Raw genomic sequence first — 14,536 nt, 5'->3', positions numbered from 1 at the left:
CGGAGCCGTACGATGACCTTGCAGTCTGTTGCCACTGTTGCCGTGCTGCTGTGTGCAGCCATTGCCGCCGATGCGACTGCCGCGCCGGTGGGGGTTGCCGCAATCCAGGCACGGCTGACCAATCCCGACGGCGGCATCGTGGTGGTGGCGCATCGCGGCTGCCACGCCGCGGCGCCCGATCATGGATTCAACGACACCGCGCCGGAGAATTCGCTGGCAGCCTTGCAGCGTTGTATTGCCATCGGCGCGGACGTGATGGAAACCGACGTGCGCCGCGCCGCAGACGGCACGCTGGTGATGCTGCACGACGCCACCGTGGACCGCACCACCGATGGCGCCGGCAAGCTGTCCGAGCTCACACTGGCCGATCTGCAGAAGCTGCGGCTGCGCACCGACGAGGGTGGGGCACAGGCGCCGCTCACCGACCAGCGCGTGGTCACGCTGGAGCAGATGCTGGCCGCCGCCAAGGGCCACATCCTGCTCAATCTGGACGTCAAGGATGCGATCTATGTACAGGTGGTCGACGCGGTCACGCGCGCGGGCATGCAGCACCAGGTGATCGTCAAGGCCGAAGCCGGCATCGCCACGCCGCCGCTGGCAGCGATGCAGCCGTTCGACCGCGTGTACTTCTTCCCGATCCTGATCAATGCGCACGGCAGCGCCGATCTTGCGGCCATTGCAACGGCGCAGACACGCAACGCGCATCCGGTTGCCTTCGAACTGCCCAAGATGGCGGCAGCACAATTGCCCGCACTGGCCAAGGTGGGCAAGGCGCACCAGGTGCGCCTGATGGTGAACTCGCTGTGGGACGGCTTCATCGCCGGGTACGGCGGCGATGCCGATGCCGAGCGCGACCCGGACAAGGTCTGGGGCCGCATGCATCGCGACGGCATCTCCATCATCCAGACCGATGCGCCGGAAGCTTTGCTGCGGTATCGCGCGACGCTGGAGAAGCGTTGAGCGGCCGGTACATCGCTGGCCTTGCTGTGCGGCTTGAGATCAGGTGCCGCGTGCTTTCCGGCTGCCGCCGCAGCAATGAGTGAGACAAGCTAAGTTGGCGCGCAGCCTGGAGCTAGCAAACAAGGGCGCATCAGCCCGTGTGGTGGCGATACAGCCACACTGAGCCGACGAGGTCGCGGCCGTGACGCGGCCAGCGACGTGCAGCCAGCGCACGCACACCCACGCGCTGCCCTCTCGTTGCCGATAAGACGACGCGTGCAAATCGCTCCACGCGTGATCAGTGCGCATCCCCGCCTGGCGCCCGGCACATCCGCCCGTTCCGCCCCCGCGCAGCCACGTGCGCATGCACGCAGCGACCGCCACCGTCCGGTATCGGTCGCGCATGTACGAAATCGTACACGGCGATGCCACCGCTGCACCTGCGATCGCCTGATGAATCAACAGGTTGCGGCGCGCCTGCAGTTGGCACATGTCCTGCTCTCTCCTTGGCATGGATATCGCCAAGTCTCCCCATCGTTTTCGTCTGCGCCGTGCGTACGTGGCCCTTCTCGTCGGCAGCACCGTGGTGCTAGCTGCCGTCATCGCTGTGATCGGTCTTGGCCGTGCCAGCCCGCGCGTGGAGCGCGCCAGCGTCTGGATCGGCACCGCCGAGCGCGGCGACATGCTGCGTGAGATCCGCGCCACTGGCGTGCTGGTGCCACGCGACACGCGCTGGATCACCGCCGGCGCACCGGCCACGCTTGAGCAGGTGCTGGTGCAGGCCGGCAGCCGCGTGCAGGCAGACACGGTGATCCTGCGTTTCCAGAATCTTGAGTTGGTGGCCAATCAGGAAAAAGCGGTCGCGGCGCTGGCCGGTGCCGAGGCCGAGGTGGCCGCCGCGCGCACGGCGCTCGCTTCGCAGCTGCTCGATCAGCAGGCGCTGCAAGCGCGTGCCAGTTCTGACTGGCGCATTGCCGAAGTCAAGACGCAAGCCTATGAGCGCGCGCATGCGGCGGGTGTCATTTCGGCGATCGAGCTGCGTGAGAGCCAGATCACCGAAGCGCAGCAGCGTGGCCGCGCGCAGATCGAACAGCAGCGCGTTGCGGCCTTCCGGCAGAACATGGCTGCCCAACTGCGCGCGGCGCAGGCACGCCGCGACGAAGTGGCCAGCAGCCTGGCGATCGCGCGCCAGCAACTGGCCGCGCTGGAGGTGCGCGCCGGCATCGCCGGCATCTTGCAGCAGGTGGATGTGGAACCTGGGCAGCAGGTGGCAGTGGGAACCAAGCTGGCCCGGGTGGCGCGGCCGGACCAGCTGCTGGCGCGCCTGCAGGTGCCGGAAATGCTGGCCAAGGATCTGTTGCTGGATCTGCCAGTCACCGTCGATACCCGCAACGGGTTGGTCACCGGCAGTTTGATTCGCATCGATCCCGCGGTGCGCAGCCGCAGCGTCAGCTTGGACGTGCGCTTTGTGCAGGGGTTGCCTGCGGGCGCGCGGCCGGACCTGTCGGTGGATGGCCGCATCCGCCTGGGCACGCTACGCGATGTCATCAGCATTGCGCGCCCCGCGCTGGCCGCGCCGAATACAGCGGCCGCCCTGTTTGTCGTGCAGCCCGGTGGCGATACCGCCACACGTGTGCCGGTGCGCTTTGGCGCGGTCTCCAGCGATCGCATCGAAGTGCGTGCCGGGCTGCGGCCGGGCGACCAACTCATCCTGTCCGATACCAGCCAGTGGGCACAGTTCGCGCAGTTACGTCTACGCTAGACCGTCAAGGAGAGCTCCATGCAGTCCACCGTTACCGCCGCCGCGCCACTGATCCGCCTGCAGGGGCTGAGCAAGGTGTTTCATACCGATGAGGTGGAAACCCATGCACTGGCCGAGATCGCACTGGACATTGCGCCTGGCGATTTTGTCGCCATCACCGGGCCCTCGGGTTGCGGCAAGTCCACGCTGCTGTCGATCCTGGGCCTGCTGGATGCGCCCAGCCATGGCGACTATCTGCTGCAGGGCCGCAATGTTGCCGAACTCAGCGCGCGTGCGCGTGCACGCGTGCGCAATGACGACATCGGTTTCATCTTCCAGGCCTTCAATCTCATCGCAGACCTCACTGTCGAAGAGAACGTGGCCTTGCCGCTGACCTACCGCGATGGCATCGCTGCGGCCACGATTCGCCAGCGGGTGCGTGAGGTGCTGGAATTAGTGGGCATGCAGCACCGGCAGCGGCATTATCCGGGCCAGTTGTCCGGTGGCCAGCAACAACGCGTGGCGGTGGCGCGCGCGCTGGTGGGAGAGCCGGCGATCCTGCTGGCCGACGAGCCCACCGGCAATCTCGACACGCGCAACGGCGAGTCGGTGATGCAGTTGCTGGAGCAGCTCAATCTCACCGGCACCACCTTGTGCATGGTCACGCACGATCCGGCGTTCGCACGCCGCGCCTCGCGCATCGTGCACATGCTGGATGGCCGCATCGTCGACGAAGACACCTTCGAGCGCCTGCGTCACGAACAGGACAGCCTGTTGCCAACGCTGGCGGCGGAGCCTTCGCTGTGATGGCGCCCGCCCTGGTGTGGCGAGAAGCCTGGCAATCCTGGCGGGGGCTGCTGCGCCGGCCCGGCTACCTGCTGTTGGCCGGCCTGACCCTGGCGCTGGGGGTGGCGACCACCACCACGGTGTTCGCGCTGCTGGACCAGGCGTTGCTGGCACCGCTGCCGTTTCCACAGGCCGAGCAATTGCTCACCTTGGGTCGCCCGTCGGACCCGGGCCGGAACGTGGCCGGGCCCGGCTACTACGCACCGCTGCGCCGCCTGCCCGCGTTGTCATCCACCGGGATGCTGCGTGCCTGGCCGTTGCCGATCAACATCGCACGTGGCGACAGCGCCGAGGTGGTGCAATCGATCAGCGCGGACCGCGGCTTTTTGCAGACGCTGGGCGTGCGCATGGCGGCCGGGCGCAACTTCGATGCCGCGGAAGATCAGCCAGGCGGCCCGCCGGCCGTGATCCTCAGCTACGCATTCTGGCAGCGCTATTTCGGCGGTGACCCGGCAGCGGTGGGGCGCGTGTTGCAGGTGGAAGGCCGTGCGGTGCCCGTGGTCGGTGTATTGCCGGCGCAGTTTCCATGGGCCGAGCCGTTCGATCTGATCCAGACCATGCAGCCGGATCTGGCCAGCACCAATCTCTCCACCAACGAAATCATCGTTGGGCGATTGAAGCCGGGGGTGGGTCAGGCGCAGGCGTCCGCGCAGGTGGCTGCGGCCCTGGAGACTGCGCTGCGGGCCAACCCGGGCATGACCGATACCTGGTTCGATGAACTGCGCCGGCATCCCGCCAACGCGCTGCCGCTCAAGAACGCGCTCTATGGCGCCAATAGCGGCAACACGCTGTGGCTGTTCTTTGCCGCCGCCGGCTGCGTGCTGGTGATCGCCGCGGTGAATCTGGTCAGCCTGATGGTGTTGCGTGCACTCGGCCGTAGCCACGACAGCGCCGTGCGTGCCGCACTGGGTGCATCGCTGGGACGGCTGAGCCTGCCGGCGCTGGCCGAAGGCGTGTTGATCGGCCTGCTCGGTAGCCTGGGCGGCTTGCTGCTGGCGTGGATCGGTCTGCGGCTGCTGGGCAGTTGGGTGCCGGTGATGTGGCTGCGCGGCGAGAGTGCGCATCTCACCGGCGGCAGTGCGCTGTTTGCGGTATTGGCAGGCATCTGCACCGCCGTGTTCGCGGCCGGTCTCGGTGCCGCCCGCAGCCGCAACCGCAACCTGGTGCTGGAACTGGTGGGCGGCGGACGTGCGGGCTGGAGTCTGCAGGCCGGGCGGCTAGGGCGTGCGCTGGTGGTGGTGCAGGTGGCCATTGCCGTGGTGTTGCTGGTGGGGGCGGCTTTGTTTGCGCGCTCGCTGCAGCAACTCTCCCAGGTGCCGATGGGATTCGAGAGCCGGACGGCGGCCATCTTTACCCTGGCGCCGGTCAAGCAGCGCTATGCCAGTGCGGCAGAGGCGGTGGAGCAGGCGCGGCGCATCGTCGAACGCCTGCAGCGCGAGCCGGGGATTGCACGGGCAGGCGTGTCCACCAATCCACCCACCACCACGCAGCTGAGCTGGAGCGTATCGACCGCGCAGGCGCCGTCGTTCAACACGCAATACCGCCTGGTCACACCGGGGTTTCTGGACGTTTTCCAGATCCCGCTGCTGGCGGGCCGTGCGGTCGCCCGCAGCGATACGGCGGGCGCAGAGAAGGTGTGTCTGGTCAGTGCAACGTTTGCGCAGCGCTATCTGGGCAATGACCCCATTGGCAAGCATGTCGTGCTGGAAGACGATGGCAGCAGCCAGCGCGTGCCCATGCGTGTGGTCGGCGTGGTCGGGGATATCCGCCAGGCCGGGCCATCCGAGCCCGCGCCCCCCATGGTCTACCAGCCGCTCGCACAGATGAGCGATGCGATGTATCAGATCCTGCGCGGGTTCGGCGGGCTGACCTATGCGGTGCAACTGCGTGCCCAGGGGCAGCGTGTGGACGAGCGTGCATTACGCACCGCCATTGCCGAGGTCGCCCCGCAGCAGCCCATCGCCGACCTGCAATCCATGCAGGCGGTGGTGGCCACCACCACCGGCCAGCAAAAGCTCAACCTGGTGCTGGTGGGTTTGTTCGCCGGGCTGGCCTTGCTGCTTGCGGTGGTCGGCCTGTACGCCGTGATGGCGGTGGCGGTCACCGCGCGGCGGCACGAGTTCGGTGTGCGTGCCGCCATGGGCGCCTCACCCGCACGCTTGCTGCGCCAGGTGTTGCGCGAAGCGGCGTTGCAACTCGGTGTTGGGCTGGCGATTGGCCTGGGCATCGCCATGGCGCTCTCGCAGGTGCTGCAGCGGTTCCTGTTCGAGGTGCGGGTGGCCGACCCGTTGGCGATTGCCAGTGTCCTGGCAGCACTGGGCCTGGCCGGTCTGCTGGCCGCGCTGGTACCGGCCTGGCGTGCATCCGGCGTGTCACCGATGCAGGCGTTGCGCCTGGAATGAAGGCCCGTAGAGCGATGACGACTGAAGTACCGGCCGCCAGCATGGCGCTGATGACCACCCAGACCGCCTGCGCGGTGGTCGGTGCGGCACGCGTGGCATCTTGCGCGGTGTTGCGTGCCGCGTGCCGGCGCGTGCCCGCTAGACTCTGCGCATGACTGTTCCTGCACCCCCAGCCACCGCCCGCATCCTGGTCGTGGACGACCAAGCCGACGTGCGCGAGGCGATGCGGCTGCTGCTCAAGAGCGCGGGCTACGGCATGGTGGGCGCGGAGTCGCCGGAGCTCGCGTTGGCGTGCCTGCGCGGCGACACCTTCGCGGCAGTGCTGGTGGACATGAATTACCACCGTGACACCACCTCCGGCGAAGAGGGGCTGGCGCTGATTGCGCAGATCGCGGCGCAGTGGCCAGGGGTGCCGGTGATTGCGATGACCGCCTGGGCCAGCGTCGGGCTGGCGGTCAACGCCATGCAGCACGGCGCAGTGGATTTCGTCGAAAAGCCCTGGCAGAACGCGCGCGTGCTCAGCGTGCTGGAGAGCCGCATTGCGCTGGACCGCAGCCGCCGCAGCGAACGCCGCCTCAGCGAGGCGCAGGCGCTGCGGCTGCAGGATGCAGCCGGTGGATTCATCGCCGTGTCTGCGGTGATGCGCGGGTTGCTGGAGGATTTGTCGCGTATTGCCGAGAGCGATGTCAGCGTGTTGCTGCTCGGCGAAAACGGCACCGGCAAGAGCCTGGTCGCCGATCTGTTGCATCAATGGTCGGCGCGGCGTGCGCAGCCGCTGGTCAAGGTCAACATCGGCGGGCTGGCGGCGAGCGTGTTCGAGTCGGAGATGTTCGGCCATGTGCGCGGTGCGTTTACCGACGCACGTCAGGATCGCAGCGGCCGCTTCGAGCTGGCCGATGGCGGCACCTTGTTCCTGGATGAAATCGGCAACCTGCCGCTGGAGCAGCAGGCCAAACTGCTGCGCGCCATCGAAGACGGCGAATTCGAGCGCGTGGGTGCCTCGCGCACCCAGCGCGTGGACGTGCGCATCGTGGCGGCCACCAATGCCGACCTGGATGCGGAGGTTGCGGCCGGGCGTTTTCGCCAGGACCTGTTGTACCGCCTCAACACGTTCCAGGTGCGTGTGCCGCCGCTACGCGAGCGGCATGACGACATCCTGCCGCTGGCCCGGCACTCCCTGGCTGCCGCGTGCACACGCTATCGCCGCAGCGTGCCCACGCTGGCGCGCGACGCCGAGCAGGCTCTGCTCGGCTATGCATGGCCCGGCAACGTGCGCGAACTTGCGCATGCGATGGAGCGCGCGGCGCTGCTGGTCGACGGCAATGTGATCGGCGCCCAGGAGCTGCGCCTGCGTCCCACCGCCGCAGTCACAGAAGAGGTGCCCGCGCGCATGACCCTGGAGCAGGCCGAAGCGCGGCTGCTGCGTATCGCACTGGCTGACCAGCAAGGCAACCTGCAGCGCGCCGCCGAACAGTTGGGCATCACCCGGCAAAGCCTGTACCGGCGCTTGGGCAAGCACGGGTTGCGTGCCGACGATGCCGGGTAGACCACCACGCTGGCGGCAATGGTGGGTGGCCACGCCCGCGCTGCTCGCCTTGGCGGTGGTGCTGGTGGCCGGAGCGCCCGCGCCCATCGAGGCGGGGTTGCTGCTCGTGTGCGTGGTGCTGCTCACTGCGGCCACGGTGCGGCTGCGTCAGTACCGCGATGGTCACCGCCAGCGCACGCTGGCCGGGCTGCTGGACGCGCTACGCGAAGGCGACTACAGCGTGCGTGCGGCGTCGACTGCAGGCACCGATACACTGCTGTTTGCACGCTTCAATCTGCTGGCGCAGCGGCTGCAGGATGAGCAGCGCGACGTGCATGAAAGCCTGCAGCTGTTGAGCAAGACCTTGGCGGCGCTGGACGGTGCGGTGTTCGCGTTTGAGCAGGACTGGCGCTTGCGCCTGGTCAATCCAGCCGGCGAGCGCCTGCTGGCGGCCACCGCCGACACGCTGTTGGGACGCTCGGCCGAAGTGCTCGGCTTATCGGCATTGTTCGCGCTGCCATCGGGCAGCATCCAGGCGCAGGCATTTGCCGGTCAGCAGGGGCGTTGGCAAGTGGGGCATGCGGCGTTGCGTAGCCGTAGCCAGGCCGGTCACTTGTTGGTGCTGCAACCGATGGAGCGCGCCTTGCGCGAGGAAGAAGCGCAGGCGTTTCGGCGGCTGCTGCGTGTGCTCAGCCATGAGATCAACAACTCGCTGGCGCCGATCGGCTCGATTGCCGACACCCTGGCCCACATGCTGCCGCCTGCACCGGCCCACCTCGACAGCGAACTACGCGCCGATCTACAGGGCGGGCTGGCGGTGATCGAACAACGCAGCGCCGCCTTGCAGCGCTTTCTGGGCGGTTACGCACGCCTGGCGCGCCTGCCGGCGCCCGTGCTGGACTCCGTCGCACTGCAGCCGCTGTGCGTGCGCGTGCAGCGGCTGCTGGACGAGACGCGCCTGCAGCTGGACATTGCGGCGCCGCTGCAGGTGTACGCCGATGCCGATCAACTGGAGCAGGTCCTGATCAATCTGATCCGCAACGCACTGGAGGCCGGTGGCGCTGCGCCGGTGTGGTTACGTGCGCGGCGCGATGGGTCTGCCGCCTGCATCGAGGTCATCGATAGCGGTACGGGGCTGCCGCCCAGCGACAACCTGTTCGTGCCGTTCTTCACCACCAAACCCGGAGGCTCCGGCATCGGGCTGGTGCTATCGCGGCAGATCCTGGAGGCACAGGGCGGCACCTTGGATCTACGCACCCGCACGGATGCGCCCGGCACAGTGGCCGAAATCCGCGTGCCACTGCATGCTTTGCAGGATCGATGAGCAGCGCGACACCACGATGAGCAACACGACACAAGGAACGGTGACTCGCCAGGACGCACAAGCGCCCAGGCGCGGGCGGCGCTGGCTGACCTGGCTGCGCTGGAGCAGTGCCGTGGTGTTGGCGCTGATCCTGCTGCTGGATCTTGCGTTTCCGCTACCGCTGCCGAAGTCGCGCGATACCTCCACCCTGGTGGTGGCGCGTGATGGCACGCCGTTGCGCGCGTTCGCCGATCGCAATGGCGTGTGGCGTTATCCGGCCAGCCCGCAGAGCGTGTCGCCGCTGTACCTGCAGGCGCTGTTGAACTACGAGGACCGCTGGTTCTGGCGCCACCCGGGCGTGAACCCGTGGGGGCTGCTGCGCGCGGGTGGGCAGTGGATCGGCAGCGGGCGCATCGTCTCCGGCGGCTCCACCCTCACCATGCAGGTGGCGCGCATTCTCGACCCGCACACGCGCACGCCATGGGGCAAGGCCAAACAGTTGCTGCGCGCGCTGCAATTGGAAGCGCACCTTAGCAAGCAGCAGATCCTGGCGCTGTATCTGGAGCGCGCGCCGTACGGCGGCACCATCGAGGGCGTGGAAGCGGCCAGCTGGGCCTACCTGGGCAAGCCGGCCACCGCGTTGTCGCAGGCCGAAGCGGCGTTGCTTGCGGTGCTGCCGCAGTCGCCGAGCCGGCTGCGCCCGGATCGCCACCCGGAAGCGGCGCAACGCGCGCGCGACAAGGTACTCGACCGCATGGTGGAGCTGGGCGTGTGGTCGCGCGCACAGGTGGACGATGCCCGCATCGAACCGGTGGTGACGCGCTCACTCAAACCACCGTTGCATGCCGCGCTGTTGGCGCAGCGCCTGCACAGCGCGCAACCACGCGCCGCACGCATCGTCACCACGCTCGACGTGGAGCTGCAGCGCACGCTGGAAGAACGCGTGGCCACGTATTTTTCGCAATTGCCCGAGCGCACCTCGGCCGCGCTGCTGGTGGTGGACAACGCCAGCATGGAGGCGCGCGCGTACGTGGGCTCGGCCAGCTTCGGCGACCGCAAGCGGTTGGGCCATGTGGACATGGTGCAGGCCTGGCGCTCGCCCGGTTCCACGCTCAAGCCTTTCCTGTATGGCATGGCGCTGGACGATGGCGTGATCCATTCGGAAAGCCTGCTGGTGGATGCGCCGCAGAGCTTCGGCAATTATCGCCCCGGCAATTTTGATGCCGCCTTCAACGGCCCGGTGGCCGCGGCCACGGCATTGCGGCTGTCGTTGAACGTACCCGCCGTGGATTTGCTGGATCGCATCGGCCCGGCGCGTTTTGCCGCGCGCTTGTCCAACGCCGGCATTGCGCTGCGCTTCGCGCATGGCAGCACGCCGAACCTGGCCTTGATCCTGGGCGGCACCGGTGCGCAGTTGCAGGAGTTGGTGGGTGCGTTCGCGGCCCTGCAGCGCGGCGGCATTGCCGGGCATGTGCGCTATATGCCGGACGATCCGCGCATCGATCGGCGGCTGATGTCGCCGGGCGCGGCGTGGATCGTGCGCGAGATCCTGCAAAGCAATCCGCGCCCCGGGTATGCCAGCGGCACCTTCGACACCACCGCGCGCCCGGGCGTGGCGTGGAAGACCGGCACCAGCTACGGCTACCGCGATGCCTGGGCGATCGGCGGAACGCGCCGCTATACGGTCGGTGTGTGGGTCGGCCGGCCGGATGGCACGCCATTGCCGGGGCAGTACGGCGCAGTCACCGCGCTACCGCTGATGTTCGAGGTGATCGACGCCTTGCCGCGCGCGGCCGGCGACAGCGCCCCGATGCCGATGCCGGCCAGCGTGCAGGCGCTGGAGATCTGCTGGCCGCTGGGCACCGCCGCCGCGCAGACGCCGCCAAATTTGTGTGCGCGCCGCCACGAAGCCTTCGTACTCGACGGCGCGGTGCCGCCCACCTTCGCCGAACGCGATGCGCGGCTGTGGCAGAGCGGGCAACTGCAGTACGAGGTGGACGCACGCAGCGGCCAGCGGCTGTCGCAGGAATGCACCCAGCCGCATCCGCGGGCTGCGCGCAGCCTGGCGCGCTGGCCGGCGCTGGTATCACCCTGGCTCACCGCCGCCGAGCGTGCCGCCGCACAGCTGCCGCCGCTGGCCGCCGATTGCCTGCCCGACGGCCGCATGACCGGCGGTGGCGTGCTACGCATCGACGGCCTGACCGATCGCGCCACGCTGGCCCGCGCCAACGACACCGCACGCCCGGTGCGCCTGCAATTGCGCGCGCTTGGCAGCGAAGCGCGCATCGACTGGCTGCTGGACGGCCGCTGGATTGCCCAGACCGCCGGGCGCCAGGGATTCCAGCGCGATTTTGCGGAAGTGGGCACGCACACCCTGACCGCGATGGCCAGCGACGGCGCCTGGACCCAGGTGCGTTTTCGCATCTTGCGTTGAGCGCGCGTTGCGGCAGCGCGTGTGTAGGAGCGCCCTTGGGCGCGATGGGCTTTCCCGGTAACGCCTATCGCGCCCAAGGGCGCTCCTACGAGATTAGGGTTGCTTGTGTGGCCGATGGAAGAAGCCTCGCCCATCCAGTCATCAGCCACGGCCAAAGCAAACTGTTTCTCCCAGCGCCGCATGCATTTACAGAGACAGCAACCGCTTTTGTAGGAGCGCCCTTGGGCGCGATGGGCTTTCCTGGTAAGGCCCATCGCGCCCAAGGGCGCTCCTACGCAATGGTGGTCGCCTGTGTGGTCGATGCAAGAAGCGCTGCCCATCGTGTTAGCCACGCCAGGCCACAAGTTCATCGATGCGGGAAAAAAACAGGGCGCCATAGGCGCCCTGTTTGTCTCTGCATCACGTGAAGCACGCTATCGGCGCATCAGCTCCGATACGCCAAAACTCACTCGCCAATCCAGCCTTCCAGCATGTCGGCGAACTCGTCGGCGTGCTCTTCTTCCTGGGCCAGGATGCTTTCCAGGATGCGCTTGGTGGTGGTGTCCTTGTCGCCGATGAAGTCGATCATCTCGCGGTAGCTGTCGATGGCGATGCGCTCGGCGATCAGGTTCTCGCGCACCATGTCGCGTAGGTCGGTGCCTTCCTTGTATTCCGCGTGCGAGCGCTTGGTCAGCGTGTCCGGGTTGAGGTCCGGTTCGCCGCCAAGCTGCACGATGCGTTCGGCAAGCTTGTGCGCGTGTGCCTGTTCCTGCTGCGCGTGCTCCAGGAACTCGCCTTTCACCGCGTCGGCAAGCATGCCCTTGGCCATGAAGTAGTGGCGGTAGTAGCGCAGCGTGCACACGTATTCGGTGGCAAGCGCGGTGTTGAGCAGTTCGATCACCTTCTCGCGATCGGCGTGGTAGCTCTCGGTGATGGCACCGTCTTCGATGCTCTGGCGTGCGCGGGCGCGCAGGGTGGCGGTATCGGTAAGACCGGTGGCGGGGGTGTTGGCTGGCTGTGTAGACATGGCTGGCCGGGTTCCTTCTGTGTGGACGGGGGAATCAATGCATCAATCGGGAAGATGCTGCAGCACGTAGTCGGCGGCAGACACCTTGAACTCGCCGGGCTCTTCGACGAACAACGCCTTCACTACGCCGTCGTCGGCGTACAGCGCATAGCGGCGCGAGCGCAGGCCCATGCCCGAGCCGCTGGCGTCGATCTCCAGCCCCAGTGCGCGGGCCAGTTCGGCGTTGCCATCCGGCACCAGGTGCAGGCCGTCGGGCACCAACTGGCTGCGGCCCCAGGCCTGCATCACGAAGGGGTCGTTCACCGCGGTGCACAACACCTCGATGCCGCGTTTGCGGAACGCTTCAAAGTGCTCCACGTAGCCGGGCAGGTGCTTGGCCGAGCAGGTCGGCGTAAAGGCGCCCGGTACCGCGAACAGCACCACCTTGCGCCCGGCGAACAACGTGTGGGTGTCGACCGCTTCGATGCCCTCGCGCAGGTGCTTGAGCACCACCTCGGGAATACGGTCACCAACTTGGATGGTCATGGGTGGGGCTCCTGTGGCTGAACAAAGTCTAGAAAGGCGAAGGGGAAAAGCGCGTCAACGTGCTTGAAATCCGCACGCGCACGCCTATCTGACGCGCATGGCCGGTTGCACTGGTGACCACCGGCGCGGCCCGCCCGTCACTCAACCATTGGAGGCTTTCATGAACATCGTCCGTTACCCACAGTGGCCCACCCACGCCCTGCAGAACGAGATCAAGCAAGTGTTCGACCGCTTCTTCGAGCAAAGCGGCGATACCGACGAGTCGGCCGTTGTCACCGCGCAGTGGGTCCCGCGCGTGGACATCAAGGAAGAAGCCAACCAGTTCGTGCTGTATGCCGACCTGCCGGGCATCGACCCCAGCCAGATCGAGGTGCAGATGGACAAGGGCATCCTGTCGATCAAGGGCGAGCGCAAGAGCGAGTCCAGCAGCGAGACCGAGCGCTTCTCGCGCATCGAGCGCCGCTACGGCAGCTTCCACCGCCGCTTTGCGCTGCCCGACAGTGCCGATGCCGACGGCATCACCGCCGATGGCCGTAACGGGGTGCTGGAAATCCGCATTCCCAAGCGCCCGGCGGCCACGCCGCGCCGCATCCAGGTCGGTGGCGGCCAGGACGGCGGTGGTACCACGGTGCAGTAAGCGCTGCGGACCTGGAGCGGAGCCCGCGCGGCTTCGCTCCCCGGCGACGGCCGCGCCGTAGAATAGGCGCGGTCGCCCGCCCGGCTGCGAATGACTGGCTCGTGGCCTCGGCTGCGGGCCGCTCTTTTTTCAGAGGTGATGGATGGAATTCAAGGATTACTACGCGACGCTGGGCGTCGAACCGAGCGCTGGCGAGGCGGAAATCAAGACCGCCTACCGCCGGCTTGCGCGCAAATATCACCCCGATGTCAGCAAGGAGGCTGGCGCGGAAGACAAGTTCAAGGCAATCAACGAAGCCTACGAGGCATTGCGCGACCCGCAAAAGCGCGCCGCCTACGACCAACTCAAGGCGCAGGGCTACCGCCCGGGCGACGAGTTCCAGACCCCGCCCAACTTCAACGGCGGGCAGGGCTTCGACTATGAGGAAGTGTTCGGCAACGGCGGTGCTGGCGGCGGCTTCAGCGATTTCTTCGAAAGCCTGTTTGCCGGCCAGCGCGGCGGCCGCCCGCGCGGCCCGGGCGCCGGTGCCGGCCCGGGGGCACAGACCCGCGGCGACACCCGCGCCAAGTTGGCGGTGCCGCTGGAAGCGGTGTATTCCGGCGACAGCGTGCGCATCACCATTACCGGCAAGCAGCTGGACGTGCGCGTGCCCAAGGGCATCCAGCCCGGCCAGGTGATTCGCCTGAGCGGGCAGGGCAACGGCGGCGGCAACCTGCTGCTAGAAATTGAATACGCCGCGCACCCGCAGTTCGAAGTGGATGGGCGCAACATCTTGTACACGCTGCAGGTGATGCCGTGGCAGGCCGCGCTGGGCACCACCATCAGCGTGCCCACGCTGGGCGGTGCGGTGGAGCTGAAGGTGCCGGCCGATTCCGAGGCTGGGCGCAAGTTGCGCCTGCGCGGCCGCGGCCTGCCGGGCGCCACCCCGGGCGACCAGATCGTGGAGCTGGAAATCCTGGCCCCGGCGCCGACCGACGAGGCGCAGAAGAAGGCGTATCGGACGCTGGCCAAGGCCTTCGGCGAATCGATCTGACGCAGTGGTTGTTGTGGTGCAGCGCGTGCTGATGTGTCAGTGCGCGCTGTATTGCCCGGCAGCCGAGCAGGTGGTGCGGGTTGCCGGTGTGGTGTTTTGAACGGCCGTGAATCGCATCGCGGTCGCTGCCCGGCGTGGCTTCGCC

At 67.6% G+C, this 14,536-nt stretch carries 11 protein-coding genes; 9 read left to right on the top strand and 2 right to left on the bottom strand.

Annotated elements, in window-relative coordinates; genetic code table 11:
- The first annotated feature begins 12 nt into the window (after positions 1–12).
- The 7 genes from QRM60_RS04250 (at position 13) to pbpC (ending at position 11,190) form a co-directional block, all read left to right on the top strand.
- Positions 13–960 carry a glycerophosphodiester phosphodiesterase family protein gene (locus tag QRM60_RS04250; protein ID WP_285445680.1) on the top strand — a complete coding sequence of 316 codons (948 nt, stop codon included), beginning with the start codon at positions 13–15 and terminating at the stop codon, positions 958–960.
- A gap of 469 nt (positions 961–1,429) precedes the next feature.
- A complete protein-coding gene (locus QRM60_RS04245; protein WP_285445679.1) occupies positions 1,430–2,701 on the top strand; it encodes an HlyD family efflux transporter periplasmic adaptor subunit in 1,272 nt (423 codons plus the stop codon).
- Between the two features lie 18 nt (positions 2,702–2,719).
- On the top strand, positions 2,720–3,487 hold the full coding sequence (locus tag QRM60_RS04240; protein WP_115555548.1) for an ABC transporter ATP-binding protein: 768 nt from the start codon (positions 2,720–2,722) through the stop codon (positions 3,485–3,487).
- The gene (locus QRM60_RS04235; protein WP_042595056.1) at positions 3,487–5,928 is read left to right on the top strand and encodes an ADOP family duplicated permease; all 2,442 of its coding nucleotides are present in this window, start codon (positions 3,487–3,489) and stop codon (positions 5,926–5,928) included. Before QRM60_RS04240 ends, QRM60_RS04235 begins: the two co-directional genes overlap by 1 nt.
- 151 nt (positions 5,929–6,079) lie before the next feature.
- Complete coding sequence (locus QRM60_RS04230) at positions 6,080–7,474, top strand: sigma-54 dependent transcriptional regulator (RefSeq protein WP_115572620.1); 1,395 nt, start codon at positions 6,080–6,082, stop codon at positions 7,472–7,474.
- A 799-nt stretch (positions 7,475–8,273) separates the two neighbouring features.
- Positions 8,274–8,777, top strand: a complete 504-nt coding sequence (locus QRM60_RS04225; protein ID WP_228423965.1) for an ATP-binding protein — start codon at positions 8,274–8,276, stop codon at positions 8,775–8,777.
- Between the two features lie 16 nt (positions 8,778–8,793).
- A complete protein-coding gene (gene pbpC, locus QRM60_RS04220) occupies positions 8,794–11,190 on the top strand; it encodes a penicillin-binding protein 1C (protein ID WP_115572622.1) in 2,397 nt (798 codons plus the stop codon).
- A gap of 445 nt (positions 11,191–11,635) precedes the next feature.
- On the opposite strand, the gene QRM60_RS04215 is transcribed toward pbpC, so the two are convergent.
- Together QRM60_RS04215 and QRM60_RS04210 are read right to left on the bottom strand one after the other, a co-directional pair.
- On the bottom strand, positions 11,636–12,196 hold the full coding sequence (locus tag QRM60_RS04215) for a ferritin-like domain-containing protein (protein ID WP_011036245.1): 561 nt from the start codon (positions 12,194–12,196) through the stop codon (positions 11,636–11,638).
- 42 nt (positions 12,197–12,238) lie between these two features.
- Positions 12,239–12,721 (bottom strand): peroxiredoxin, encoded by a 483-nt coding sequence (locus tag QRM60_RS04210; RefSeq protein ID WP_014506917.1) that lies wholly within the window; start codon positions 12,719–12,721, stop codon positions 12,239–12,241.
- 160 nt (positions 12,722–12,881) lie between these two features.
- Here QRM60_RS04210 and QRM60_RS04205 point away from each other — a divergent pair, with 160 nt between their 5' ends.
- The gene (locus tag QRM60_RS04205) at positions 12,882–13,358 is read left to right on the top strand and encodes an Hsp20/alpha crystallin family protein (RefSeq protein WP_011036247.1); all 477 of its coding nucleotides are present in this window, start codon (positions 12,882–12,884) and stop codon (positions 13,356–13,358) included.
- 142 nt (positions 13,359–13,500) lie between these two features.
- Positions 13,501–14,391: a DnaJ C-terminal domain-containing protein gene (locus tag QRM60_RS04200; protein WP_016944840.1), complete on the top strand. Its 891-nt coding sequence runs from the start codon at positions 13,501–13,503 to the stop codon at positions 14,389–14,391.
- Positions 14,392–14,536 lie beyond the last annotated feature (145 nt).

The organism is Xanthomonas sp. fls2-241-TYG-148 (genome assembly GCF_030208815.1).
Classification (GTDB): domain Bacteria; phylum Pseudomonadota; class Gammaproteobacteria; order Xanthomonadales; family Xanthomonadaceae; genus Xanthomonas; species Xanthomonas campestris.
This window is presented reverse-complemented; position numbering and strand designations above follow the sequence as displayed.